The organism is Streptomyces sp. NPDC045470 (assembly GCF_040646595.1).
In the GTDB taxonomy this organism is placed as follows: Bacteria; Actinomycetota; Actinomycetes; order Streptomycetales; family Streptomycetaceae; genus Streptomyces.
The window spans coordinates 198582-223667 of the sequence record NZ_JBEZAN010000007.1; the positions used below are offsets into that span (position 1 = coordinate 198582).

The following is a 25086-nucleotide window of genomic DNA, read 5'->3' on the forward strand; positions in this document are numbered from 1 at the left end:
CGCACGTTGACGAGATACCTCCGAAGCGCAGCACCGCGGGCAGCCGCGTACCGCACACTGACGGCATGGACCACATCAGTCAGCCGGGGGCGGCGTCCTCGCGGCGGTTCCCGCCGCGGCCGGAGAGTGTGGGGCGGGCGCGGCACTTCGTGCGGGCCGTCCTGGCCGACAGCGCGCCGGACGCGGTGGAGACCGCCGAGCTGCTGGTCAGCGAGCTGATGACCAATGCGGTGCTGCACGCGCGCACGGAGGCCGAGGTGACGGCCCGGGTGCGCGACCGCGTGGTCAGGGTCGGCGTCGGCGACGGCCGGCCGTGCCACCGGCCGGTGCCGGGGGAGTCCGCCCCGTACGCCGGTCCGGGACAGGGACTGGCGGTCGTCGGGCACCTGGCCTCCCGGTACGGCGTCGACGCCGGGGGCGAGCGCAAGACGGTGTGGTTCGAGTTGTGGCCCGACGGGCGGACCCCACCGCCCTCCACCTGGGCGACCGCCGCGCCGTCCTGCGGCCCGACCCGTACGGTGACGCTCGTCGACCTGCCCGGCACGCTGTACCTCGCGTCCCAGCACCACCGGCACGCACTGCTGCGGGAGCTGACCCTGGCCGCGTTCGCCGGAGCGGACACCGGGGTGGACCCGGAAGACCTGGCCGCCGCGCACGACGCGAACCACGCGATCAGCGCGGGCGTGTCGGCGGGGCTGGCCGGACAGACGTCGGTGGCCCACGTCCACTCCCTGAGCGTCTCCCTCCCGGCGGGCGTCGTACGGGCGGTACGCATCCTGGGCCGGGTGCTCGACGCGGCCGAGGAGGCGGCCCGGGACGAACGCCTCCTCACCTGGCCGTCGCTTCCCCAGAACCGCGCCTTCCGCCGGTGGCTGCTCGACCAGATCACCGGCCAGCTCACCGGCGGCCCGCCCACTGCGTGGACCATGGTGCCCCGCGAGCCGAGCGCCAGCCCCTCGGAACTGGTGCCCTGGGACGCCAGCCAGGTATGGGCGAGCAGGGTGCCCACCATCGCGGCCGACGACGACAACCGGATCATCGTGGCCAACGGACCGGCCGCCGACATGCTCGGCTGGCAGGAGGACGAGCTGGTCGGCCAACGGCTCACCGTACTGATCCCGGAGCACCTCAGGGACCGTCACGTGACGGCCTTCACCCGCCTGCTGCTCAGCGGTCAGCCCCGCATCCTGGGCCGCTCGGTACCGCTTCCGGCGCTCCACCGGGACGGCAGGCAGGTCCCTGTCCGGCTGTTCATCCAGACCCAGGTGACGGCTGACGGCCGTACCGTCTACGTCGCCCAGCTCGCCCCCAGGACCGCCCCGCCCGTCCCCGCGCCTCTCGCCGCCTCCGGGGAGAGCCAGGCGATCTTCCCGCAGCCGCCCGGCGGACCGGAACTGCCGGACGATCCGGAGCGCGTCACGGGAGCGGGCGGTGACGAGCCCGACGGACCGGCCCGGGAACGCCGGCTGCTGGCCGACATCGGCGAGTCGCTGAGCAGCACCCCGAACCTGGACGAGGGCCTCCAGCGGGTCTGCAAAATCCTCACGCAGCGGCTGGCCGACTGGTGCCTGGTGGACCTGCTCGACGACGGTGAACTGCTGGAGCGGTTCTGCGTCGCGCACCACAGCTCCACGGAACTGCCCGCCGCGGCGTACGCGGGCAGGCTCCCCCCGGTGACCGGCGCGGCACGGGGGCCGCTGGCCCGGGTGCTGCGCGGCGCCGGACCGCTGCTGCTCACCGAGGGCCCGGAGCCGAGCCAGGTCAAGAGCCCGCTCGACGTCCACGACCGCGAACTGTTCGAACGGGTCGGGGCCAACAGCGCGGTCATCGCCCCGCTGCGGACCCGCGGGGCCGTCTTCGGCGCCCTGACACTGATCCGCACCGACGGGGAACGGCCGTTCACCGAGGAGTCGCTGCCCCTCATCGGCGACCTGGTCCGCAGCCTCGCCCTCGGCGTGGAACACGCCCGCCTCTACCAGGAGACCCGGCACATCGCCGAGCGCCTCCAGCGCTCCCTGCTGCCCGTACTCCCCGAGATCGCACACCTGCGGATGGCCGCCCGCTACGCGCCCTCGTCCACCACCGCGCAGATCGGCGGCGACTGGTACGACAGCTTCGTAGTCCCCGGCGACCGGACCGCCGTGGTCATCGGCGACGTCACCGGCCACGACCTGGAGGCCGCCGTCGCCATGAGCCAGTTGCGCAGCATGCTGCGCGGCATCGCCATCGACCGCCAGGAACCGCCCGACGAGGTGCTGCGCCGCCTGGACATCGCGAACCACAGCCTGTCCGAGGAGGCCACCGCCACCTGCATCTACGGCCTGGTGACCGGCCCTGCCGACGGGCCCTGGCAGCTCAACCACTCCTCCGCCGGGCACCTGCCACCGCTGCTGACGACCAGAGAGGGCGACACGCGTTACCTCGACGCGGGCTCAGGACTGCTGCTGGGCATGGAACCGGACATGCCCCGACCGGGCGCCATCGACCCGATCCCGGCGCACGCCACCGTCCTGCTCTACACCGACGGCCTCATCGAACGCCGCGACGAGTCCCTCGACCACGCCATGGACCGGCTCCGCCGGCACGCCGCCGCCCTGGCGGACGAACCCCTCGACGTCTTCTGCGACGAACTGCTCATCGCGCTGAGCGCCGACAGCGCCGACGACATCGCCCTGCTCGCCTTCCGCCCGGTACCGCGCGACTGAACCCCGTCGCCGGGCCGCGAGAAACCGCCTGCTCACGGCGGAGACCCGCCTGTCTCACAGCGAGAATCCGCCCGACTCACGGCGAGAAATAGACCCCGGGCGGCACCCCGACCACGCGCCGGAACGCCGCCACGAACGCGCTCGGTGACGCGTACCCGACCCGGCACGCCACCGCCGCCACCGTCGCACCGCCCGCCAGCAGCGGCATCGCGCTCTGCAGACGGGCCCGGGTACGCCACTGGCCGAACGGCATCCCCGTCTCCGCGGCGAACACACGGGCCAGCGTCCGCGCGCTGGCCCCGACCTCCGCGCCCCACTCGGCCAGGGTCCGGCCGTCCGACGGACGCCTGCGCAGGGCATCCGCGACGCGGCGCGCCCGGTCGTCGCGGGGGAGCGGCGCCAGCACCGTCGCCACCGACACCGGCCGCAGTTGGTCGAGGACGACCGCTTCCGCGCGCTCCCGGGCGCACGCCGTCAGGCTGTCGTCCGCCAGATACCCGATCAACTCGCGCAGCAGGGGCGAGACGCCGACGACGGTCGGGGCCGTCCAGCGCACCGGGCAGCGGTCCGGCACGTAGTACAGGCTGTGGCCCGCGACCGGACCCGTGGCCCCCGTCGCGTGCTCGACGCCGGCCGGTATCCACAGCGCCATGGTCGGTGGCAGGACCCAGGTGCTGCCCCGGGCGCGCACGGCGATGACTCCCTTCTCCGCCCAGGCCAGTTGGTGCGTCGTATGCCAGTGCCGCCCGTACCACTGGCCGTCGGGGACCACGAAAGTGCCGACGACCACCGCCGCTTCCGGGCCCCCGCCCCCGGGGACGAGACGTCCGTATCGCGACAGGATGTGTCCCCCTACCTCGTGGTGGACGTCGTCCGCGCTTCCTAGCATCGCCGCATGGCCTCCATGAATCGCTTGCACCAGTGGATCTGCAGTTCCGGCAGGTGGGCGCGAGGGGTTGAGCAGAATCTGCTGCCCTGGGCCCTCGACGGAGTCGAACTCGGCACCGAGACCCTGGAGATCGGTCCCGGTTACGGTGCCACCACGCGCGTCCTCGCGCGCCGCGCACCGGGTCACCTCAGTGTCCTCGAAGTCGACGCGGAGTTCGCCAAGAAACTTCAGGACGTATACGCGGGGCGGGTCGAAGTCGTGCACGGCGACGGGACGTCGATGCCGTTCCCCGACGGCGGTTTCGACACCGTCGTGTGCTTCACCATGCTGCACCATGTGCCGTCCCCGGAGCAGCAGGACCGGCTCTTCGCCGAGGCCCGGCGGGTGCTGCGTCCCGGTGGCGTCTTCGCCGGCTGTGACGGCTGTGCGAGTACGGTCTTCCGTCTGCTGCACCTGGGCGACACCTGTGTGCCCGTCCCGCCGGAGACCCTGCCGCGGCGGCTGCGTGCCGCCGGGTTCGGTCCGGCCGAAGTCACCCTCGGGAAGGGAAGGTTCCGCTTCCGCGCCGTACGGGAGTGAGCCGCGCCGGTAACGCGAACGGCGGTCCGAGGGGACGGGGGAAGGAGGTACGGGGGACGGGGGAGCGCGGTCGTACGGTCCCCGATCGGGGAACGGGGGTGGGGACCGTACGACCGCGCGTACCGAAGGTCAGGCAGGCAGGCCGTCCACGGTGGGAACGACGAGCCCGAACAGGTCGGTGACCGTGGTCAGGGCCGCGGTCCGCAGGGCGGCGGCCGGCAGCACGGTGCCGTCCGGCGCGGCGAGGGCGCGGGTGGCGGTGGTGTCGGCGACGACGGTGGGCCGGTACCCGAGGTGGAAGGCGCCCTGTGCGGTGAAGGTGACGCACAGGTGCGTCATGAAGCCGGCCAGCACGAGATCCTTGCCGCTGCCCGGCCCGAAGCCCAGGCCGGACAGGGTCTTCTCCAGTTCGGTGGCGTGGAAGGCGTTCGGGAATCGCTTGACCACGACCGGTTCCCCCTCGGCGGGCGCGACCTGGTCGCTGATGGCGCCGATGTGGGCGCGGATGTCGTACGGGGTGCCCTCGCCGCCGTCGTTGACGATGTGGACGACCGGGGTGCCCGCGGCACGGGCGCGCTCCAGCAGGCGGGCGGCCGCCCCGAGGGCCTCCTCGGCGCCCTCCAGAGCCATGACGCCGGTGCGGTAGGTGTTCTGGAAGTCGATCATGAGCAGGGCGGACTCGCTCAGCCGCGGCGGCCGGCCGTCCAGCCCGATCACGTCGCGCAGGGGCGTGGACGGGGTGTTGGCGTTCATCGGGAACCTTTCGTCAGGACATGGCAGGTAAGGAAAAGGGACGGCAGGGAAGGGAAGGGCAGGGCGACGTCTTCCGCCTCGCCGTGCCAGGGAGGGAAACGGAGGGTGAGACGGTGTGGCGGGTCAGCCGACCCGGGTACGGAAGCGGCGGCGGTAGGCCGCCGGAGTGGTGGCGAGCTGCCGCCTGAACGCCCGGTGCAGGGTCTCCGCCGAGCCGAGTCCGGCAGCGGCGGCGACCTGGTCGAGCGGGCAGTCGGTGGTCTCCAGCAGGCGCCGGGCCAGCTCGACCCGGGCCGCCTCGACATAGGCGGCGGGACTGCTGCCGGTCTCCTGTTTGAAGACGCGGGCGAAGTGCCGTTCGCTGAGGCACATCCGGGCAGCCAGGGCCGGTGCGGACAGGTCCGCGTCGAGGTGGTCGGAGATCCACAGCCGTAGCTCGTCGATGTCCCGGCGCTCGGCGGCCGGACGGCTGAGCGGTACGGAGAACTGGCTCTGACCGCCCTGCCGTTTGAGGTACATCACCAGGTGCCGGGCGACCGCCAGGGCCGTCTGCTCGCCCAGGTCCTCGGCCACCAGGGCCAGCGCGAGATCCAGGCAGGCACTGATCCCGGCCCCGGTCCACAGCCGGCCGCAGTCGGAACGGACGAAGATCGGGTCCGGGTCGACCGTGACGTCCGGGTGGTCGGCGGCGAGCTGGGCGGAGGTCGACCAGTGGGTGGTCGCCGTCTTCCCGCCCAGCAGCCCGGCCGCGGCCAGCAGATGCGCGCCCACACACACCGACGCGACCCGCCGGGCGTACGGGGCCGTCTCCCGCACCCACGCCACGACAGCCGGATCGGTACGGGCCACCGGGCCGTCGTCGGTCATGTCGACCGCGCCCGGTACGACCAGCGTGTCCACCTGCTCGCCGACGTCCGCGAAGGCCACGTCGGCGACCAGCCGCACACCCGCCGACGTGCGGACCGCGCCCGCGGCCGGCCCGGCGAGGCGCACCTGGTAGCCGGCGCGGCCCCCGGTCTCCCGGTTGGCCAGCGCGAAGACCTCGGCCGGGCCGGTGACGTCGAGAAGATCGACATCGGGGAAGACCGCGATGACGACACGGTGCGCAGTGGGCATGAAGCGATCCTCACCGCAGCCGCCGGTGACCGCAATGACGATTACCTGTCACATCCGGACACGGTCGTGCGGGCGGTCGTGCCATACGAGCGTGTACCGCCAGAACAGCCGGCGGCGCAGGCGGGCGCCGGGCAGGAGGCGGCGGGCCTCGCGGGCGATGGTCGCGAAGCCGGTGTCCGCGGGGCGGGTCAGGGCGGTCATCGCGACCGGCCGGGGTGCGGGTGCCGTACGGCCGCGGTGCTTGAGCCGGCCGGTGGCGGCGTTGAGCGGGGCGGACACGGCGGCGAGCAGATGGTCCACGGGCGTCTGCTGACGGGCCAGACCGACGACGACCAGAGTGCCGCCGGGAGCCAGGTGGTCGCGGAAGACGGCGAGCGCGTCGGCGAGCGGCAGGTGGTGGAGGACGGCGACGCAGGTGATGACGTCGTACGGTCCGCCAGGGATTCCGGTGAGCGCGTCAGCGACCGTGAAGGTCACGGTGGCCGCGTCCGCGGGCGGAGTCAGCTCCCGCGCGCGGGCGACGATCGCCGGGTCGGGGTCGATGCCGTGCACCGTGGCGGCACGGGTGGCCAGCAGCCTGGCCAGGTCACCGCTGCCGGACCCGACGTCCAGAGCACTGCCGAGGCGCCGGGGGAGTTGCCGCAGGATCCACGGGTGGAAGTGGGCGTTGTGGTCCCAGGGATGCGTGGCGTTGAACCGGTCGAGCGCCCGGAGGAGACGGGGCAGCAATGACGTCATGCCGCCAGTTCATCAGACCGGGCCCGCCGGCCGCGCCGGCCACCGTCGGGCGCGGGCAGGGGCGGCCGGGTGCGTCCAGGCCCGGTCGGGAGGCCCGTCACGCGCGTCGGAAAGCGCCGGGTGTGATGCCGTACACCCGCTGGAACCAGCGGCTGAAGTGTGCCTGGTCGGCGAAGCCGGTGGCCGAGGCCGCGTCGGCCGGTGCGGCACCGGACCTGAGCAGCGCACGCGCGTGCCGCAGGCGCAACTGCCGCTGGTAGTCGCTCGGCGCGAGACCGAACTCGGCGCGGAACGCACGGTAGAGGGCGAACCGGCTGCACCCGGCGGCCGCCGCCAGTCGCTCCGCGGTCATCGGCTCCCAGAACGCCTCGTCCAGCACCTCCCTGGCCCGGTGGGCCGCCTGGCGGCGGGCTCGGTCGGCCGGTGTCCGGGCCCGTACGGGGGACGCCGTCCCGGACGCGCCGCGGCGGGTCATGGCGGTGACGGCGGCGGTCAGCCGCTCGTCGCGGACGAGCGGATTCGTGGAGCCGACGAGCGCGGCGTGCAGCCGGGCGAGGGCGTCGGTGAGCACACGGTCGGTCAGCACGGGGTGCGGGAAGAGGGGCAGCGCGCCGGTGCGGCCCTCGGTGGCGTCGCTGATCATGTCGCTGACCACGGACGGGCCGATGTGCACGATCCGGTAGCGGTACCCCAGGTCGGCCGCCGACCAGCCGTCGTGCACCTCGTCCGGGTTGAAGGCCATCACCATGCCGGCGCCGCTGGTGTGGATGCCGCCCCGGCAGTGGAAGCTCTGGGCACCGGCGTCGGTGATGCCGAAGGAGTAACTGTGGTGGCTGTGCGGCGGGTAGACGTGGTCGAAGAAGTGCGCGTGCATGGCCTCCACGGGGCGGTCGCCGTCGCGCCAGTACCGCACCCAGCCGTCGGCGGTGGACATGCCGACATTATGAAGGCGCACCAGCGTTCCGGACCGGCGGGGCCGCCGCCTCAGGCCCGTGGGCGCGAGGAGGACACGGCCGCGGCCAGGGAGGCGCCGGTCCGCCACAGCGGGGAGCAGGCGAGCAGAAGCAGTACGGCACCGAGCGGGATCAGGTCCATGAACGCGAAGGTGAGCAGAGCGGCGGCGAGGACGAGGACCGGCGCCCACGGTGCGAGGGTACGCAGGGCGGCCAGCCGGCCGGTCAGCAGCAACTGGCCGACGAAGAAGAGCAGCGGGCCGACGAGGTAGAAGGCGAATGCGACGCCCGGTACGGACTGGAAGGCACGCGTCAGCCCGGCCATCTCCGTATGACTGTCCGCCATCAGTCCCGTCGTGATGTCGACGCTGAACTGGACCGCGAGCGCGACGACTCCTGCGCCGCCGGCCCAGCACCCCGCCGAGGACCACAGGTCGCTTCCCGCTGCCTTCCGCATGGCGGCGAATCCCTGGGCGAAGAAGAACAGGCCGACAAGAAAGCACAGGTGCCCTGTCGTCCAGGCGAGCCCCGGCCCCCTGATCCCGTCGAGCCCGTCGAGGAGACGGATCACTCCGTAGGCGCCGAACAGGAGGGGGCCGAAGAGAAGCGAGCGCTGTGCTGTTGTTGTCATGCCTCAAGGGTCGTGACGCCGGCCTGCGACTTCATCCGGGACATCCCTGGTTGTACCCCGTCGTGCCCCAAGGGCGGGCTGGGGGTTGCTCGGTGAGCAGGCAGGATCGCGACGCGCCACCAGCCCCGGAAGCTCGGGTGGCGCACTCGCTCGTCCGCGTAGTGCTCCACGGCCGCTTCGTGCACGGACATCCGGCCAGGCCGGCACGGCTGCGGCGTCCGGCGTCCCGTTCGTGGCCGATGCCACCGGTGCCACGAGCTCCCCGCCGTCAATGGCGGTCACCGCGCGGGTTCGTCGCGCCCGGTGACCGGGCACAGGGGCGGATCGTTCGTCAGCACGGTCGAGGCGCGGTCCGGTGAAGGCGCTCGTCCGCTCCGGGGGCAGACGCGGTCCGTACCCCGGGAGGACGCCAGCGCGATGATCACGCGGATCAGGGCTCTTCCCTCCCTTCGGTGTCGTGTTCCCGCACCCTTCATGGTGGGGTCCAGCGGTACTGTCTATCCGGCCGAAGCCCTGCCCCCACACGCGCACTTCTGATCACCCTGGTGGCAGGCAGAGGCGGCTTGTCCCGGTCGCCGCGGTACGTCCCGAACCCCCTCTCGGCGCCCGAGGACAAGGAGCATGTATGCGCTTCACCGACCGCCGGCACGCGGGCCGGGCACTCGCCCAGTGGCTGCGCGCGCCGACCGGCACTGCGACCGGCCCGTCAGACACGCCCGCCCCGTCCGGCACGTCGTCCGGCACATCCGACGCACCCGACACCGCGGCATGGCCGTACGGGGCCGCCGACCCGCTCGTCCTGGCCCTGCCGCGCGGCGGTGTGCCCGTGGCCGCTGAGGTCGCCCGGGAGTTCCGGGCGCCGCTCGACGTACTGGTGGCCCGCAAGATCGGCGTACCCGGTTCGCCCGAGACCGGCATCGGCGCCCTCGTCGGCGAGGAACAGCCCGTCTTCGACCAGCGGGCCCTGCGGTTCCTGGGCCTGGCCGAGGACGGACTCGCTCCCTCCGTCGCACGCGAACGCGCCGAACTGCACCGGCGGGAGGACCTCTACCGCGAGGGCCGTCCCGAGCCCCGCGTTTCCGGGCGGCCCGTACTCCTCGTCGACGACGGCCTGGCGACCGGCCTGACCGCCCTCGCGGCCCTGCGGCACCTGCGCCGCCGACGGCCCGCGCATCTGGCGCTCGCCGCACCGGTCGGTTCCCGCAACGCCGTCATGAAACTGGCCGGGGAGGCCGACCGCGTGCTCGTCCTGCACCAGCCGGACCCCTTCCGCGCGGTCGGCGAGTGGTACGAGGACTTCGACCAGGTCGGCGACGACGAGGTGATCGCTGTGCTGCGCGCCGCGTCCTCCGCCAGGTGAGACCGGGCCGCGTCGAACCGGTGGGATTCTCGGGCTCCTTGCGCGCTCAGCGCCTCCCGGGCGTCTCTCGGAGAGAGGTCCCGCCACGGCCGGTGTGTTCCGTGGTCCGTGTCAGGCGTCGTACGGCCAGCAGGCCGCCGATGCCCGGAAGCAGGGACAGGCCCACGGCCGGGGCGGAGCGTCGCGGGTCGCGTGCGGTGGCGACGACGGTGAAGAGGTAGGCGCAGCCGTGGACCGGGCCTGCCAGGGAGGAGACGGCAGGCAGATGCACGGTCGCGAGGTTGGTCAACAGGACGACCAGAGAAGCGAGTTCGACGGCCGCTGCGATGCGGAGAAGGTGTCTGTCGCGGCGCACGGTCACGCTCCCGTGGTCGAGCCGGGGCGAATGATCATGAGGACGGTCACCACGGCCCACAGCAGGTTGAAGACGCCGGTCAGCATCGCGAGCCGTGCGGTGGCGCCACGCTCCACCGAGGCCCCGGCACCGTCCAGCCGGCCGAGCAGCACCTCCTGTCCGGGGAGGATCAGGAGTGCGAGCACCCCGGCCGCGGCGGCGGTCAGGACGATCGAGGCGATCAGCCACGCGTCACCGAGGACGCCCAGGCTGCTCGCGGTCGCGAAGCCGAAGACCGGTACGGCCAGGCCGAGGCCCGCGTAGACGCGGCAGATGCGGTGCAGCAGCCGGACCCCGGAGAGCGTGGCGGCGTCCGGGCCGGACTCCTGGGCGCGGCGTACCGCCGCGGGGAACATGCTGGCCGCCACGGTCACCGGGCCGATGGCGACGATCGCTGCCAGGACGTGCACGGCGAGGAGGAACTTCGTCACCGGCCCGCTCCGGACCGGGCGGGCGGCGCTGCCGGGGGAGCGGCGGCAGGGCGGGACGGGGCGACAGGCATGGGACGGGTGCTTCTTTCTTCCGTTCGGGGAGGGCGGCAGCCACTCCTGCGCCACCGCCCGGGATCTTGCAGCGTCAGGCTAGGCCGGGCCCGCGACGGGGCCCCATGGGCTGAAACGACAATTTCCAACGGGTTCCCGCCACCCGCCCGTGTCTGCGCTCAAGCTCCTCGAACCCCTGTGGCCTGGGTGTTTGCGACCGGCGGGTTCTCGCTTACCGTGGCCTCCATGCATACGGTGGCGGTACTGGCGCTGGACCATGTGGTGGCGGCCGATCTGGCGACCCCGATCGAAGTGTTCGGGCGCGCCCGGCTGGCGGACGGGCGCCGGCCGTACCGGGTCCAGGTCTGCGCACCGCGGCCCCAGGTCGCCACCGAGACCTTCACGCTCGTCGCTCCGCACGGCCTGGAGGCGCTGCGGGAGGCGGACACGGTCGTCGTGCCGGGCTGTTCCGAGGACGCCGCGCCCCCGGGTACGGAGGTGCTCGACGCCCTGCGCGCGGCAGCGGCCGCCGGCACCCGTGTCGTCTCCATCTGTACGGGCGCGTTCGTCCTGGCCGCGGCCGGTCTGCTGGACGGGATGCGCGCGACCACGCACTGGGTGGCGGCCGACCGGCTGGCCGAGCGGTTCCCGCTCGTGGATGTGCGGCCGGACGTGCTGTACGTGGACAACGGCCAGATCCTGACCTCGGCCGGGGCCGCCGCCGGAACGGACCTGTGCCTGCACATCATCCGGCGGGACCTCGGCTCGGCGGTCGCCGCCGACTCGGCCCGGCTGTCGGTCGTGCCGCTGGAACGGGAGGGCGGGCAGGCGCAGTTCATCGTGCAGACCAGGCCGCCCGTGCCCCAGGGCTCCCTGCTGGAACCGGTGCTGGCGTGGATCGAGGACCATCTCGCCCAGGACGTGACGCTCGCGGAGATGGCCGCGCGCAGCAGGCTGAGCGAGCGGACGTTCAGCCGCCGCTTCCGGGAACAGACGGGCACCACACCGCTGCAATGGCTGCTGCGGGCCCGGGTGCGGCGCGCGCAGTTCCTGCTGGAGACCACCGAGCACGGCGTCGAACGCATCGCCTCCCAGGCCGGTTTCGGCTCGCCCACCGCGTTCCGTGAACGGTTCAAGCGCGTCGTCGGCGTCACACCGCAGTCCTACCGTTCCGCCTTTCGCTCCCACACGCCCTGAAGAACCGCCCCCCACCCCTCGTACGCTGTCACGATGCACCCATGGACCCGAAGACCGCGGTGAGTTCCAGGTGGCCCGAGGCGCTGCCGGGCCCCTGGGACACGGCGTGCCGGAGCAAAGCTTCTTCGCGCGGGGCTTCGGCACCCTGCTGACGGTCGCAGCGGGCGCGCGCGGACGCGGCGTGGGACCATGTCTCCTCACGGCCGTCGAGACCGCATGTACCACCGCCGAGCTGTTCACCTCGACCCACATCTCCAACCACCCCGTGCAGCACCTGCTGCGACGCGCCGGCCGGCGCCCGGTGGGCCTGCTCCACGGGTTCGACGAGGGAGACCCCGAACTCATCCACCGCTGCCCGGGCCCGCGACTTCCGGGAGCCGGCGCCACCGGGCGCCGCACACCCGGGTGAATGCGTGTCTCCGGAGGCTCCTTCCTTCCGTACCACGAACCGAAAGGCAGCCACGTGACCGCACAGCACTCCGCCGCAGGCACCGGGAACACCGGCCGTGACACCCGCGACTGGTGGCGGCAGGCCGTCGTCTACCAGGTCTACCCGCGCAGCTTCGCCGACTCCGACGGCGACGGCGTCGGCGACCTGCCCGGCGTGACCTCCCGGCTCGGCCACCTCGCCGCACTGGGGGTGGACGCCGTCTGGCTCAGCCCCTTCTACCCCTCCCCGCTCGCCGACGGCGGCTACGACGTCGCCGACTACCGCGACATCGACCCGCGCCTGGGCACCCTCGCCGACTTCGACACGCTGGTCGGCGAGGCGCACCGGCGGGGCCTGAAGGTCATGGTCGACATCGTCCCCAACCACTCCTCGGACCAGCACGCCTGGTTCCAGGAGGCGCTCCGCTCCGCCCCCGGGTCCACCGCGCGGGAACGGTACGTCTTCCGCGAGGGCAAGGGCGAGCACGGCGAACTGCCGCCCACCGACTGGATCTCCTGCTTCGGCGGGCCCGCCTGGACCCGGCTGCCCGACGGCTGGTGGTACCTCCACCTCTTCGCCCCGCAGCAGCCCGACTTCAACTGGGACCACCCCGAGGTGCGCGCCGAGTTCCGTACGACGCTGCGCTTCTGGGCCGACCGCGGGGTGGACGGCTTCCGCGTCGACGTGGCCCACGGCCTGGCCAAGGACCTGGCCGCGCCGCTGCGCGACATCGGCAGTGTCGAGGCATACGAACCGGACGACCTGCCCGAGGACGGCAGTCACCCCTTCTGGGACCGGGACGAGGTGCACGAGATCTTCCGCGACTGGCGCAAGGTCTTCAACGAGTACGACCCGCCGCGCATCGCGGTCGCCGAGGCATGGGTACGCAACTCCCGCCGCTCCGCCTACGCCACCCCGCAAGAACTCGGCCAAGCCTTCAACTTCGACTTCCTGACGGCGTCCCTGCACGCCGGCGAGGTACGCGCCTCCATCGACACCGCGCTCACCGACGCCCGCGCCGCCGGAGCCACCGCGACCTGGGTGCTCTCCAACCACGACGTGATCCGGCACGCCTCCCGGCACGGCCTGCCGGACGGCTGCGACGAGGAGGCGTGGCTGCTGTCCGACGGCCTGGCGCCCGCCCTCGACCGGGAGTACGGGCTGCGCCGCGCGCTCGCCGCGACCCTGCTGATGCTGGCGCTGCCCGGCGCGGCCTACGTCTACCAGGGCGAGGAACTGGGCCTGCCCGAGGTCGCCGACCTCGACCGCGCCGACCTGCGGGACCCGGTGTGGGTCCGCAGTCAGGGCCGGTCGAAGGGCCGGGACGGCTGCCGGGTGCCGCTGCCCTGGCGGCGCGGCGGCAGCTCGTACGGCTTCGGCAGCGGCGGTTCCTGGCTGCCGCAGCCGCCGTACTGGGGCGAACTGTCCGTCGAGGCGCAGGAAGGCGACCCCGCCGCACCCCTGGAGCTGTACCGCGCCGCACTGCGTCTGCGCCGCGAACTGCTCGCCGACGAGGCCCTGGAATGGGTCAGCGGTCCGACCGCGGCCGCCGAAGGACTGCTGCACTTCCGCCGCTCGGGCGGCTGGCACTGCCTGGCGAACCTGTCCGACACCCCGCGGCCACGGCCCGACGGCACCCTGCTGCTGTCCTCCGCGCCCGTCACGGGGGACCGGCTGCCGCCGTGGACGACGGCCTGGGTCCGGGTGGCGACGGACTGAGCCGAGCGGAGGACAGCGGAGGACGGGGACACCGGGGTTCCGTCGGGCGGGGTGTGGGCGCGCATCCGTGTCCGGCCGTGTTGCCGTATCCGGCCCTGTCCTGCCGTGTCCGTGGGGCCGTTGCCGCCGTTTCCTCCACGACCGGTGCGCGCCGCGCGGGCGCGCGTCCCGGCGCCGCTTCTGGGAGGAGACCGCTCATGAGGAGTCGCAGAGGGCCGAAGAGGAGGGCCGGGGCCACGGTGATCGTGGCGTTCCTGTGCGCGGGGACGACGGTCCCGGCCGCACTCGTCGGCGCGCGGGCGGAGCCGGGCGCCGGGCCGGACCGCGTCACCGTACGGACCGACACCGGTCCGGTGCGGGGCGTCCGGACCGCCCGACACCGGACCTTCCAGGGCATCCCGTACGCCGGACCTCCCGAAGGCGCCTACCGCTGGGCGGCTCCGCGCCCGGTGGCGCCGTGGCGCGGGGTCCGGGACGCCACCCGGCCGGGGCCGCTGTGTCCGCAGGTCCCGTCCGCGTACGCGCAGGTGTCCAGCGAGGAGGAGGACTGCCTGGTCCTCAACGTCACCGCGCCCGCCCGGGTACGGGAGCGCGCCCCCGTACTGGTGTGGATCCACGGGGACGGGTCGGTCGGCGGCGGCAGCTTCTTCGACGCGCGCCGGCTCGCGGACCGCGGCCTCGTGGTCGTCACGGTCAACTACCGGCTGGGGGTCTTCGGCGGCTTCGCCCACCCGGGCCTCAAGGGCTCGGGGACCTTCGCCCTCCAGGACCAGCAGGCCGCGCTGCGCTGGGTGCGGCGCAACGCGGGCGTCTTCGGCGGCGACGCGGGGAACGTGACGGTGGCGGGCTCCTCGTACGGTGCCTCGGCCATCACCGGGCACCTCACCTCGCCGGGCGCCCGGGGGCTGTTCCACCGGGCCGCGCTGTCCAGCGGTGAGGGCATGATGGACATGCCCGCCGGGACCATGGGGCCCGGCGTGCCCGGTTACCCGTGGTTCGTCTGGCGCCCGGCCCGCCAGATGGAGGAGATCAGCGCGGAGATGACCGCGCCGCTCGGCTGTGCGGCGCCCGATCCCGCACGGACCCTGCGGTGCCTGCGGGCCCTGCCGGTCAAGAAAATCCTCAAGGTGCCGTACATCATGAACGCCTTCCAGGCGTTCGGATACGGCAACGCGACGCTTCCGGCACTCCCGCCGAAGGCCCTGCGCGCGGGCCGTTTCCACCGTGTACCGGTGCTCTCCGGCGCGACCCGTGACGAACACCGGACCTTCGTGGGCCTCCAGTACGACGCCGTCAACAAGCCTTTCACGAGCGAGAATTACCGGCAGGCTCTCGTGACCGCGTTCGGCGGCCGAGCGGGCCGGGTGCGCGCGAAGTACCCGCTGTCGGAATACCCTTCTCCGGCCATCGCGTGGTCCGCGGTCGTCACCGACCGGATGTGGGCCAGGGGGACGTACACGCAGCACACGGCACTGGCCCGGCGCGTACCGACCTACGCCTATGAATTCGCCGACCGGAACGCCCCCATGTACCTGCCCCTGCCCGGCCGTTTCGATTTTGGTGCCTATCACGCGGGCGATACGCCCTACCTGTTCGAGGAGGAGGCGGCGCAGCGGCGTTTCACGGCGGCGCAGCGATGGCTCTCGGACACGATGACGAACCACTGGGCGGCTTTCGCCCGCACCGGGACGCCGAACGGCCCCCGGCTGCCGGTGTGGCGCCCGTACCGGAACGCCGACGCGCGTCCGTACACCCATTCCTTGGCGACCGACCGGATCGCACCGGTCGATTACGCCGGGGAGCACGCTCTGGAATTCTGGCACCGGATTCCGTGAACGGACCGGTTTCCGTGCACGGACCGGTTTCCGTGTGCGGAAGGTGAGCGGCGGGACGGTGTCCTCGCCCGCCCCGCCGCCCCGTGTGCCCTGCTCAGGCGCCGACGTACGCCGCCAGATGCTCGCCCGTGAGGGTGGAACGGGCCGCCACGAGATCGGCGGGCGTGCCCTCGAAGACGATCCGGCCGCCGTCGTGGCCGGCGCCCGGTCCCAGGTCGACGATCCAGTCGGCGTGCGCCATGACCGCCTGGTGATGTTCGACGACGATCACCGACTTGCCGGAGTCGACCAGCCGGTCGAGCAGACCGAGCAACTGCTCGACGTCGGCGAGGTGCAGCCCGGCGGTCGGCTCGTCGAGGACGTACACGCCGCCCTTCTCGGCCATGTGCGTGGCGAGCTTGAGCCGCTGCCGCTCGCCGCCGGACAGGGTGGTCAGCGGCTGGCCGAGGCCGAGGTAGCCGAGCCCGACATCCGCGAGCCGGCCGAGGACGCGGAGGGCCGCCGGGGTCCGGGCCGCGCCGTCGCCGAAGAACTCCGTGGCCTCGGTCACCGGCATCGCGAGCACCTCGCTGATGTCACGGCCGCCGAGGCGGTATTCCAGCACCGACGGATGGTAGCGCTTGCCCTCGCACTCCTCGCAGGTGGAGGCGGTGCCGGCCATCATCGCCAGGTCGGTGTAGACGACTCCGGCACCGTTGCAGTGCGGGCAGGCCCCCTCGGAGTTGGCGCTGAACAGCGCCGGCTTCACGCCGTTGGCCTTCGCAAACGCCTTGCGGACCGGGTCGAGCAGCCCGGTGTACGTCGCCGGGTTGCTCCGCCGCGACCCGCGGATCGGCGTCTGGTCGACCGACACCACCCCCGCGCCGGGCGGGAGCGAGCCGTGCACGAGCGAACTCTTGCCGGAGCCCGCCACGCCGGTCACCACGCACAGCACCCCGAGCGGCAGGTCCACGTCGACGTTCCGCAGATTGTGCTTCGTGGCGCCGCGGATCTCCAGCGCGCCGGTGGGCTCGCGCACCGTCTCCTTCAGGGCGGCCCGGTCGTCGAAGTGGCGGCCGGTGACGGTGCCGCCGGCCCGCAGCCCCTCGACGGTGCCCTCGAAGCAGACCGTGCCGCCCGCCGGGCCGGCGCCGGGGCCCAGGTCGACGACGTGGTCGGCGATCGCGATGGTCTCCGGCTTGTGCTCCACGACGAGCACCGTGTTGCCCTTGTTCCGCAGCCGGAGCAGCAGGTCGTTCATCCGCTGGATGTCGTGCGGGTGCAGACCGGTGGTGGGCTCGTCGAAGACGTACGTGGTGTCGGTGAGCGACGAGCCGAGGTGGCGGATCATCTTGACGCGCTGGGCCTCGCCGCCCGACAGGGTGCCCGACGGCCGGTCCAGCGAGAGGTAGCCGAGGCCGATCTCCACGAACGAGTCGAGGGTGCGCCCGAGGGTGGTGAGCAGCGGCGCCACCGAGGGTCCGGTCACGCCGCGCACCCAGGCGGCCAGGTCGCTGATCTGCATCGCGCAGGCGTCGGCGATGCTGGTCCCGTCGATCAGCGACGACCGGGCAGCCTCGCTCAGCCGGGTGCCGTCGCACTCGGGGCACGCCCGGAAAGTGACCGCCCGGTCCACGAACTCCCGGATGTGCGGCTGCATCGCCTCCCGGTCCTTGGCCAGGAACGACTTCTGGATCTTGGGAATCAGTCCTTCGAAGGTGAGGTTCACCCCCTCGACCTTGACCTTGGTCGGCTCCCGGTGGAGGAAGTCCCGCATCTCCTGCTCCGTGAAGTCGCGGATCGGCTTGTGCGGGTCCAGGAGGCCCGATTCGGCGTAGACCCGTACGGTCCAGAAGCTGTCCGACTTCCAGCCGGGGATGGTGAACGCGCCCTCGGCGAGCGACTTCGTGTCGTCGTAGAGCTGGGTGAGGTCGATGTCGGAGACCGCGCCCCGGCCCTCACAGTGCGGGCACATGCCGCCGGTCCGGCTGAAGGTGGCCTTCACCGCCTTCTTGCCGCCGCGCTCGACGGTGATCGCGCCGCTGGCCCGGACCGAGGGGACGTTGAAGGCGAACGCGCCGGGCGAGCCGATGTGCGGCTGCCCGAGCCGGCTGAAGAGGATGCGCAGCATCGCGTTGGCGTCGGTGACGGTGCCGACGGTGGAGCGCGGGTCGGCGCCCAGCCGCTGCTGGTCGACGATGATCGCGGTGGTCAGCCCTTCCAGCACGTCCACCTCGGGCCGGGGCTGCGCCGGCATGAAGCCCTGTACGAAGGCGCTGTACGTCTCGTTGATCATCCGCTGCGACTCGGCGGCGATGGTGTGGAACACCAGCGAACTCTTGCCCGAACCGGAGACGCCGGTGAACACCGTCAGCCGGCGCTTCGGGATCTCGACGCTGACGTCCTTGAGGTTGTTCTCCCGCGCGCCGAGCACCCGGATCAGGTCGTGCCGGTCGGCGACGTGCGGCGCAGGCGACTGCGGGTCCGGTCGTACGGCCTTGCTCATCGGGTCTCCCTCGGTCACGCGGTCCGCCTGCGCGGTCTCGCCGGTGCGGACGATGCTGTCCACGGCCATGACGCTAGCCGGGGACGGGGTCCGGCGCTTCTCGATTCGTGATCGAATCGGCCGGCTTCGCCGGGCCCGGCGGGCGGTGGGCGCGGCCTTCTTCGGACCAGTGATCCACTGTTGGGTATTTTGTGCAAAGATTCCCTGCCCGGCCCGGGTGGGCCGGGGTGACAAGGGGAAAATTCGTGACATCAACGATCCTCAGGTCCGCCGTCGGCACGGTGCTCACCGTGGCCGCGGTGGCCGTGTGCCTGCCCGCCTCGTCCGCCGCCGCCGCCGCGCCGCGGACCGCCGCTGCGGACCAGGCGACGACGCAGACCTTCACCCGCACCGCCGACGCGGTACTGACACAGCGGACGGCGGCGCTGCTCGACAACCGCTCGGGCCGAATAGCCGAGCTGCCCCGCAAGCAGGTGCGCCTGTCGGCGCGCCTGGCGCGGGCCGAGGACGCCGGGGTGTCCTCGCTGCGGGCCCGCAAGAAGCGGCTCGCCGGCCTCGGGGAGGCGTACACCGCCGCCGACACCCGCGTCACCGTGGACAGCACCCGGCTCACCGGCCGGCGCGCCACGGTGGAGGTCACCGAGAGCACCACGCTCACGTACAAGAAGATCCGCGGGGACGAGCCGGCCACCACCGGCTTCAAGGCCCGCCACGAGCTGGACTTCACCGCGGTCCCGGGCGGCACCTGGGAGCTGACCGGGATCAGGTCCCGGGACGAGGGCCCCGGCGCGATCAACGCCCCCACGCTGCGGACGGCGGCGGTCGCGGACGACGGCAACACCATGCCCAGCGCGCCGGCCGCCGGCATCTCGCGGCCCGCGCGTCCGTTCCCCCGCAAGCAGGTGACCGGCGGTCTCGACTACGCCGCGATGGCCGCGTACTCGGAGAAGTACTGGCGGAACTACAACCCCGAGTACCGCAAGTTCAACGCGGCCGGCGGTGACTGCACGAACTTCCTCAGCCAGGCCCTGAAGGCGGGCGGCTGGAAGACGGAGGGCGGCTCGGCCTCGGACTACCGCAAGTGGTGGTACGACGCGAACCACCAGTCCGACAGCTGGGTGGGGGCCAACGAGTGGTCCTGGTACGCGCTGAACTCCCGGCGCGTGACCAGCCTGTCGAACGTCTACCAGATGGACGTCGGCGACGTCATGCAGATGGACTTCGACGGGGACGGGTCCAAGGACCACTCCATGATGACGACGTACCGCAGCAGTTACGGCGTGCCGTACCTGACGTACCACTCGACCAACACCTACCGGAAGTCGGTGGCGAGCATCATCGCGTCCTACCCGGACTCGGTCTACTACGCCTACCGCACCTGACGGCAGGGCCGGGCGGCCCGTCGCGCCGCCCGGCCGCCGTCCACGCGGCGGGCCGCGGACCCGGCGGACCGGCCGGGCCCGCGGTGTGGCGCAATACAGCGCCCGGGGCTGATGAGTGGCATGACTCCTCTGTGATACTTGGGCCAGAACACGTGTTTTGGTGCCAGGGGGTAGGGAAATGTCGAAGAAGAGCGTGCTCGGCGCGCCGGCGCTGGTCACCGTGGCGGCTCTCGCCCTCGGCCTGACGGCCTGCGGCTCCGACGACCAGGGTGGGGACACGAAGGCGGCGCCGTCGCAGGACGCCGCCCAGCCGAGGCCGGCCCCGCCGGAGGGCGGCGCGGGCCAGGGCAAGGAGACACCGAAGCCGAAGCCCGAGGAGAAGTGGGACGGCAAGGTCAAGGTGCTCGGGGACGGCTCGACGTCGTACACCGGCCCCCAGCCCCACCAGCCCAAGCCCGCGAAGCTCAAGCCCGGCGAGAAGCCGCCGCAGTTCGTGGTGTTCTCCTGGGACGGCGCGCTGGAGGGCGACGACCATCTCTTCTCGCATTTCCGGGAGGTGGCCAAGGAGAACAACGCCAAGATGACGTTCTTCCTCACCGGCACCTATCTCCTGCCGAAAGCGAAGGCGACGATGTACAAGCCGCCGCAGCACAAGCCGGGCGCCTCGGCGATTTCGTACGCGACCAATGAGCACATCAAGGACACCCTGCGCCAGGTCCGGGGCGCGTGGCTGGACGGCAACGAGATCGGCACCCACTTCAACGGCCATTTCTGCGGGGCCAAGGGCGGCGGTGACTGGAGCGTCGCGGAGTGGAAGAGCGAGATCGAGCAGGCGTACTCCTTTGTCCAGAACTGGAAGACGAACACCGGGTACACGAGCCTGCCCCCGCTGCCCTTCGACTACAAGAAGGAGCTGGTGGGCGGACGTGCGCCGTGCCTGGAGGGTCAGGAGAACCTGCTCACCGCGGCCAAGGACTTCAAGTGGCGCTACGACGCCAGCTCGCCCGGCGACTTCCAGATATGGCCGTCGAAGAAGAACGGCATATGGAACTTCCCGTTGCAACTGCTGCCCTATCCGCAGAGCGAGAAGCAGGTCCTGTCCATGGACTTCAACTTCCTCTACAACCAGTCCGGTGACAACACCAAGGGCGACCCGGCGAAGTACGCGCAGTGGCGGAAGCTGACCCGGGACGGATACCTCAACGGATTCAACCGCGTCTACCACGGGAGCCGGGCGCCGCTGTTCATCGGCAACCACTTCGAGGACTGGAACGGCGGCATCTACATGAAAGCCATCGAAGACCTCGTGAAGTCGGTCTGCAAACGGGACGGGGTGCGCTGCGTCACCTTCAAGCAGGTGGCCGACTGGCTGGACGCCCAGGACCCCGCGGTCCTGGAGCGGATGCGCGGACTCGACCCGGCGCAGATCACGGACTGGTCGTCGGTGGTCAAGTAGCCCGGCCACGGCCCCGGCCGCCGGTACGCCAGGAGTCGCCAAAGCCCCCGGCCCGCGCCCCCCGAAGGGAATCGCGGGCCGGGGGCTTTCCCGGTGGGCGCCCTACCGGGTGGCGGCCATGTAGCGCGTCCAGATGTCGGTCGGGTACGGGCTGCCGACCGCGCCCTTCGCCCGGCCGCCGATGCCGTCCAGCGGCAGCAGCTCCTGGCTCTTGGGGTCGATGCGGGCGAGCGAGACGGCGGTCGACACGGTGCCGCGGTAGCCGACGAACCAGGCCGACTTGTTCTCCTGTTCGGTGCCCGTCTTGCCGGCCGCTCCCGGACCCGCAGCCTTCGCCGCGGTGGCCGAGCCCCGGCTGACGGCCTCGCGCAGCGCGTCGTCCACGGCACCCGCCACGTCCTGCGGCAGCACCTGCGCGGCAGCCGGCTTCTCGACCGGCACGTCGCTGCCGTTGCGCATGAGCTTGCCGACCGAGTACGGCTCGCTGTGCTTGCCCCGGCCCGCGAACGTGGCGTACGCGTCGGCCATGCGGATCGCGCTGGGTGTGGCGGTGCCCAGGGCGAAGGACGGCAGCTTCTCGCCGAGGCTGCTCTCCAGCAGCCCGGTCTGCACGCCCACCTTGCCGACCCGCTCCAGGCCCACGTCCATGCCCAGTTGCATGATGCTGCTGTTGACGGACTGCGCGACCGCGCTCTTGAGGGGAATCCTGCCCCAGGACCTGCCGCCGTCGTTCTCCGCCTTGGCGATCTTTCCGGCCCGGTCCCAATACGGGCCCTCCGGCGTCCGCAGCGTGATCTTGTTGTTGCCGTCGTAGACCGTGGCCGGCGTGACCGGGGTACGGGGCTTGCCGCGCTCGCGCTCGACACCGTCGCGCAGCGCCGCCGCGTAGACGAACGGCGTGAAGGCGCTGCCCGCCGGCACCACCGAGGAGTTGGCGTCGTTGAAACCCTGCTCAAGGTAGCCGGGGCCGCCGTACAGGGCGACGATCCGCCCGTCCGTGGTCACCGAGGCCGCGCCGATCCGCGCGTGGCGGTCGGCCGCGCGGCCGACCGGGTCGAGCTTGGCCCGTACGGACTCGACGGCCTTGGTCAGGGCCGTCGTCCGGGGCGCCTCGAAGGTGGTGTGGATCTGGTAGCCGCCGAGGGCGAATTCCTTCTCGGAGACGTCGGTGTGCGCGCCGACGTAGGCCCGGGCGGTCTCCACGAGGTAGCCGTTCTGGCCGGTCAGCCCGGCGGGCTTGGGCGGGGCCTGCGGCTCGGGGAAGCGGGTGTAGCGGCCCCGCTCCTCGGGCGAGAGCTTGCCGATGGCCACCATCCGGTCGAGCACCCAGTTCCAGCGCTCCACGGCGCGCTTGCGGGGCTCGGCGCCGAGTGCCGGGTCGTAGAGCGCGGCGCCCTTGAGGAGGCAGGCGAGGAACGCGCCCTCGCTGGCGTTCAGTTGCGCGGCGTCCTTGCCGTAGTAGGCGTGCGCGGCGCGCTGGATGCCGTAGGTGCCGCGCCCGAACCAGCTCGTGTTCAGGTACCGCTCAAGGATCTCGTCCTTGGTCATCTTGTTGTCGAGCTTGATCGCGATGAACATCTCGCTGAGCTTGCGGGTGAAGGTCTGGTCCTGGTTGAGGTACGCGTTCTTCACGTACTGCTGGGTGATGGTGGAGCCGCCCTGGGTGTCGCCGCCGGTGACCATCCTGGTGGCGGCCCGGAGGATGCCGCTGGGCGAGATGCCGCTGTCGGAGTAGAACGTCTCGTTCTCGGCGGCGAGCGCGGCCCAGCGGACGTGTTCGGGAACGGCGTCGAGCGGGGTGTCCTGCCGGTTGATGTCGCCGGTACGGGCCATCTCGGTGCCGTCGGCCCAGTAGTAGACGTTGTCCTGCTGGGTGGCGAAGGCGTTGAGGTCGGCGGGTATCTCGGTGCGCGCGTACATGATCGCCACGAGGATGGCCAGGACGCCGAAGCAGGAGCCGGTCAGCCCCAGCGTCTGGCGCCAGGACGGCACCCAGCGCCGGAAGCCGGTGCGCCCCGGGCGCGGGTAGGCCGGGCGGCGGAGCCGGAGACTGCGGCGGTTGGCGGCCCACCACCGGTTGAGGACGGACCATCGGCCGCCCGCGGCGGCGGTGGCCCGGGCGTGTGCCCCTTTTCGACGTTCGATCACTGCTCGACCCTATGGGATTACTCCCCGTACGAATGTTCTGCTCTGCCACGAAAACGTTACGTTTCCCTGGCGACGGGGCGACGGGGCGACGGGGCGACGGGGCGATGGGGCGGCCGGTGGTGCCGCCGGCCGGCCGTGGCGCGGGTCCGGACGGCCGGCGGCGGGGCGGACCGCCGGAGACCGAGGTGCGGCGCACCGGCCGGTCGTCGTGCGCACGGGGGACGGCCGGGGCGGCCGCGTGGTCTCCGGCGGCCCTGGGGGAGGACATCGAATTCGGCGGCCACCGGGCTCGGCGAAGCGAATGGAGCCGGTTATTCGAACAACGGCCGGAATTCTTGGGCGTAGTGCGAATCTTCCATGATGCCGGTCCTGCGGTTACGCCGTGGTTACAGGCCGGATTCCGTGGAATAAGGGCGTGCCGAGAATGTCCAACCGCCCAATGGGGGCGGTTGGACGTACTGCCGGAAGGTCAGAACTCGGAAGGCAGACTCGGTGCCTTGGGCGCCGCCGGGCAGTCCTCGGTGCAGGTGAAACCGAGCGCCGGAGTCTCGGGCGTCACCGCCGCGGGCTCCTTCGGCAGGCTGCTGTTCTCGGGCAGTTTCGACGCGCATGCCTTGGCCGCGGTCCGGTACGCCTTGGAGACCGGGTTGACGGTGCCGCCGGCCTTGAGCTGGAGCTGCCCGTTCTCCTTGACGGTGATCCCCGGGAAGTCCTTGATCCCGTTGTCCTTCATGCACTGGGTGAACGCCTCGGCCTGCCGCTCCCGCGTCGCCGAGTCCCCGGCGGCCGCCTTGCCCGTACCGCCCGAAGCGGACGTCGAGGACGCAGCCTGCGCCGCACCGGCGACGGACCGCGACGCAGCGGCCGGGGCCGCGGACGACGAGGTCTGGAGCACCAGGGCGGTCCCGCCGGCCGCCAGCGCCGCGACGAGCAGCGGGACGGCGAACAGCCTGCGCTTCCTACGGGGTGGTGTTTCTTCTTCGGACGGTGCCGACATGTCAACTCCTCTGGGACGCTGGACGTCTGGAAGCCAGTTCAGCAACCGGGCGGTTACCGCGGCGGAACATCGGGTGTTAGGCGTCTGTAACCCCCGACCAGCCCTTACCCCGCTGTAACCGCCCGCCGCGCAAGATCACGGACAACAGTGCCGAACCGACGGTGGGGGCCATGCGGATTCTGGTGGTGGAGGATCATCGCGATCTCGCGGAGACGCTGGCCGCGGGCCTGCGCCGGGAAGGCATGGCGGTCGATGTCGCCCTGGACGGGACGGCCGCGCTGGAACGCACCGCGGTCAACCGGTACGAGGTCGTCGTCCTCGACCGCGACCTGCCCGGCCTGCACGGCGACGAGGTGTGCCAGACGCTGATCACCGAGGGCTACCCGGCGCGGGTGCTGATGCTGACCGCCGCCGCCACGATCGAGGACCGGGTGGAGGGCCTGACCAGCGGTGCCGACGACTACCTGCCCAAGCCGTTCGCCTTCGCCGAACTGGTCGCCCGGATCCGGGCCCTGAGCCGCCGCAGTCAGCCCGCGCTGCCCCCGGTCCTGTGCCACGCCGACCTCAAGCTGGACCCGGGCAAGCGCACCGCGCAGCGCGCGGGCACCCGGCTCGACCTCAGCCCGAAGGAGTTCGCGGTGCTCGAACTGCTGCTGGCGGCCGGCGGGCGGGTGGTCTCCGCCGAGGAGCTGCTGGAGCGGGCCTGGGACGAGGCCGCCGACCCGTTCACCAACACGGTCAAGGTCACGGTGAGCCGGCTGCGGCGCAAGCTGGGCGATCCGCCGCTCATCGAGACCGTCGCCCAGGCCGGCTACCGGATCTGAGGGGAGGCCGGGG

At 72.3% G+C, this 25086-nt stretch carries 21 protein-coding genes; 10 read left to right on the forward strand and 11 right to left on the reverse strand.

What is annotated here, in order from left to right; translation table 11 throughout:
* The first annotated feature begins 65 nt into the window (after window positions 1-65).
* Window positions 66-2705, forward strand: coding sequence for a SpoIIE family protein phosphatase (locus AB0A97_RS21890; RefSeq protein ID WP_361152439.1), 2640 nt, complete (start codon window positions 66-68; stop codon window positions 2703-2705).
* Between the two features lie 76 nt (window positions 2706-2781).
* Here AB0A97_RS21890 and AB0A97_RS21895 read toward each other — a convergent pair whose 3' ends face one another.
* Window positions 2782-3594, reverse strand: a complete 813-nt coding sequence (locus AB0A97_RS21895; protein ID WP_361152442.1) for a helix-turn-helix transcriptional regulator — start codon at window positions 3592-3594, stop codon at window positions 2782-2784.
* 6 nt (window positions 3595-3600) lie between these two features.
* Here AB0A97_RS21895 and AB0A97_RS21900 point away from each other — a divergent pair, with 6 nt between their 5' ends.
* On the forward strand, window positions 3601-4173 hold the full coding sequence (locus AB0A97_RS21900; RefSeq protein WP_361152445.1) for a class I SAM-dependent methyltransferase: 573 nt from the start codon (window positions 3601-3603) through the stop codon (window positions 4171-4173).
* A 129-nt stretch (window positions 4174-4302) separates the two neighbouring features.
* Here AB0A97_RS21900 and AB0A97_RS21905 read toward each other — a convergent pair whose 3' ends face one another.
* The 5 genes from AB0A97_RS21905 to AB0A97_RS21925 form a co-directional block, all read right to left on the reverse strand.
* The gene (locus AB0A97_RS21905) at window positions 4303-4926 is read right to left on the reverse strand and encodes a cysteine hydrolase family protein (protein ID WP_361152447.1); all 624 of its coding nucleotides are present in this window, start codon (window positions 4924-4926) and stop codon (window positions 4303-4305) included.
* Between the two features lie 123 nt (window positions 4927-5049).
* Window positions 5050-6042 carry a DJ-1/PfpI family protein gene (locus tag AB0A97_RS21910; RefSeq protein WP_361152449.1) on the reverse strand — a complete coding sequence of 331 codons (993 nt, stop codon included), beginning with the start codon at window positions 6040-6042 and terminating at the stop codon, window positions 5050-5052.
* A 48-nt stretch (window positions 6043-6090) separates the two neighbouring features.
* On the reverse strand, window positions 6091-6780 hold the full coding sequence (locus AB0A97_RS21915; RefSeq protein ID WP_361152452.1) for a class I SAM-dependent methyltransferase: 690 nt from the start codon (window positions 6778-6780) through the stop codon (window positions 6091-6093).
* A gap of 97 nt (window positions 6781-6877) precedes the next feature.
* Window positions 6878-7714 carry an AraC family transcriptional regulator gene (locus tag AB0A97_RS21920; RefSeq protein WP_361152454.1) on the reverse strand — a complete coding sequence of 279 codons (837 nt, stop codon included), beginning with the start codon at window positions 7712-7714 and terminating at the stop codon, window positions 6878-6880.
* Between the two features lie 50 nt (window positions 7715-7764).
* A complete protein-coding gene (locus AB0A97_RS21925) occupies window positions 7765-8364 on the reverse strand; it encodes a hypothetical protein (RefSeq protein WP_361152457.1) in 600 nt (199 codons plus the stop codon).
* A 625-nt stretch (window positions 8365-8989) separates the two neighbouring features.
* Between AB0A97_RS21925 and AB0A97_RS21930 the strand changes: the two genes are divergently transcribed.
* On the forward strand, window positions 8990-9724 hold the full coding sequence (locus AB0A97_RS21930; protein WP_361152459.1) for a phosphoribosyltransferase family protein: 735 nt from the start codon (window positions 8990-8992) through the stop codon (window positions 9722-9724).
* A gap of 46 nt (window positions 9725-9770) precedes the next feature.
* Here AB0A97_RS21930 and AB0A97_RS21935 read toward each other — a convergent pair whose 3' ends face one another.
* Window positions 9771-10079 carry a DUF3817 domain-containing protein gene (locus AB0A97_RS21935; RefSeq protein WP_361152462.1) on the reverse strand — a complete coding sequence of 103 codons (309 nt, stop codon included), beginning with the start codon at window positions 10077-10079 and terminating at the stop codon, window positions 9771-9773.
* 2 nt (window positions 10080-10081) lie between these two features.
* Complete coding sequence (locus tag AB0A97_RS21940) at window positions 10082-10549, reverse strand: hypothetical protein (protein ID WP_361152465.1); 468 nt, start codon at window positions 10547-10549, stop codon at window positions 10082-10084.
* 297 nt (window positions 10550-10846) lie between these two features.
* Between AB0A97_RS21940 and AB0A97_RS21945 the strand changes: the two genes are divergently transcribed.
* The 4 genes from AB0A97_RS21945 to AB0A97_RS21960 all read left to right on the forward strand — a co-directional run bounded on the left by AB0A97_RS21945 (window position 10847) and on the right by AB0A97_RS21960 (window position 15781).
* The gene (locus AB0A97_RS21945; protein ID WP_361152468.1) at window positions 10847-11797 is read left to right on the forward strand and encodes a helix-turn-helix domain-containing protein; all 951 of its coding nucleotides are present in this window, start codon (window positions 10847-10849) and stop codon (window positions 11795-11797) included.
* A gap of 106 nt (window positions 11798-11903) precedes the next feature.
* Entirely contained in the window at window positions 11904-12206 is a 303-nt protein-coding gene (locus tag AB0A97_RS21950; RefSeq protein ID WP_361152470.1) for a hypothetical protein, read from the forward strand.
* Complete coding sequence (locus AB0A97_RS21955; protein ID WP_361152473.1) at window positions 12207-13946, forward strand: glycoside hydrolase family 13 protein; 1740 nt, start codon at window positions 12207-12209, stop codon at window positions 13944-13946.
* 197 nt (window positions 13947-14143) lie between these two features.
* A complete protein-coding gene (locus tag AB0A97_RS21960; RefSeq protein ID WP_361152476.1) occupies window positions 14144-15781 on the forward strand; it encodes a carboxylesterase family protein in 1638 nt (545 codons plus the stop codon).
* Between the two features lie 94 nt (window positions 15782-15875).
* Here the strand turns inward: AB0A97_RS21960 and AB0A97_RS21965 are convergent, their stop codons facing one another.
* Window positions 15876-18266, reverse strand: a complete 2391-nt coding sequence (locus AB0A97_RS21965; RefSeq protein WP_361152716.1) for an excinuclease ABC subunit UvrA — start codon at window positions 18264-18266, stop codon at window positions 15876-15878.
* A 245-nt stretch (window positions 18267-18511) separates the two neighbouring features.
* Here AB0A97_RS21965 and AB0A97_RS21970 point away from each other — a divergent pair, with 245 nt between their 5' ends.
* Window positions 18512-19648, forward strand: coding sequence for an amidase domain-containing protein (locus AB0A97_RS21970; RefSeq protein WP_361152479.1), 1137 nt, complete (start codon window positions 18512-18514; stop codon window positions 19646-19648).
* Window positions 19649-19826: 178 nt separating this feature from the next.
* Window positions 19827-21104, forward strand: coding sequence for a hypothetical protein (locus AB0A97_RS21975; protein ID WP_361152482.1), 1278 nt, complete (start codon window positions 19827-19829; stop codon window positions 21102-21104).
* Window positions 21105-21206: 102 nt separating this feature from the next.
* On the opposite strand, the gene AB0A97_RS21980 is transcribed toward AB0A97_RS21975, so the two are convergent.
* Window positions 21207-23252, reverse strand: a complete 2046-nt coding sequence (locus AB0A97_RS21980; RefSeq protein WP_361152485.1) for a transglycosylase domain-containing protein — start codon at window positions 23250-23252, stop codon at window positions 21207-21209.
* A gap of 469 nt (window positions 23253-23721) precedes the next feature.
* A complete protein-coding gene (locus AB0A97_RS21985; protein ID WP_361152488.1) occupies window positions 23722-24249 on the reverse strand; it encodes a hypothetical protein in 528 nt (175 codons plus the stop codon).
* Window positions 24250-24419: 170 nt separating this feature from the next.
* Between AB0A97_RS21985 and AB0A97_RS21990 the strand changes: the two genes are divergently transcribed.
* Entirely contained in the window at window positions 24420-25073 is a 654-nt protein-coding gene (locus tag AB0A97_RS21990; protein WP_361152491.1) for a response regulator transcription factor, read from the forward strand.
* Window positions 25074-25086 lie beyond the last annotated feature (13 nt).

Bases quoted from the DNA above. Each gene is read 5' to 3' on its own strand.
- AB0A97_RS21975 (WP_361152482.1), top strand. From the start codon at position 19,827: ATGTCGAAGAAGAGCGTGCTCGGCGCGCCGGCGCTGGTCACCGTGGCG.
- AB0A97_RS21910 (WP_361152449.1), bottom strand. From the start codon at position 6,042: ATGCCCACTGCGCACCGTGTCGTCATCGCGGTCTTCCCCGATGTCGAT.
- AB0A97_RS21965 (WP_361152716.1), bottom strand. From the start codon at position 18,266: ATGAGCAAGGCCGTACGACCGGACCCGCAGTCGCCTGCGCCGCACGTC.
- AB0A97_RS21960 (WP_361152476.1), top strand. From the start codon at position 14,144: ATGAGGAGTCGCAGAGGGCCGAAGAGGAGGGCCGGGGCCACGGTGATC.
- AB0A97_RS21905 (WP_361152447.1), bottom strand. From the start codon at position 4,926: ATGAACGCCAACACCCCGTCCACGCCCCTGCGCGACGTGATCGGGCTG.
- AB0A97_RS21985 (WP_361152488.1), bottom strand. From the start codon at position 24,249: ATGTCGGCACCGTCCGAAGAAGAAACACCACCCCGTAGGAAGCGCAGG.
- AB0A97_RS21915 (WP_361152452.1), bottom strand. From the start codon at position 6,780: ATGACGTCATTGCTGCCCCGTCTCCTCCGGGCGCTCGACCGGTTCAAC.
- AB0A97_RS21895 (WP_361152442.1), bottom strand. From the start codon at position 3,594: ATGCTAGGAAGCGCGGACGACGTCCACCACGAGGTAGGGGGACACATC.
- AB0A97_RS21920 (WP_361152454.1), bottom strand. From the start codon at position 7,714: ATGTCCACCGCCGACGGCTGGGTGCGGTACTGGCGCGACGGCGACCGC.
- AB0A97_RS21945 (WP_361152468.1), top strand. From the start codon at position 10,847: ATGCATACGGTGGCGGTACTGGCGCTGGACCATGTGGTGGCGGCCGAT.
- AB0A97_RS21990 (WP_361152491.1), top strand. From the start codon at position 24,420: ATGCGGATTCTGGTGGTGGAGGATCATCGCGATCTCGCGGAGACGCTG.
- AB0A97_RS21930 (WP_361152459.1), top strand. From the start codon at position 8,990: ATGCGCTTCACCGACCGCCGGCACGCGGGCCGGGCACTCGCCCAGTGG.
- AB0A97_RS21925 (WP_361152457.1), bottom strand. From the start codon at position 8,364: ATGACAACAACAGCACAGCGCTCGCTTCTCTTCGGCCCCCTCCTGTTC.
- AB0A97_RS21890 (WP_361152439.1), top strand. From the start codon at position 66: ATGGACCACATCAGTCAGCCGGGGGCGGCGTCCTCGCGGCGGTTCCCG.
- AB0A97_RS21955 (WP_361152473.1), top strand. From the start codon at position 12,207: ATGCGTGTCTCCGGAGGCTCCTTCCTTCCGTACCACGAACCGAAAGGC.
- AB0A97_RS21900 (WP_361152445.1), top strand. From the start codon at position 3,601: ATGGCCTCCATGAATCGCTTGCACCAGTGGATCTGCAGTTCCGGCAGG.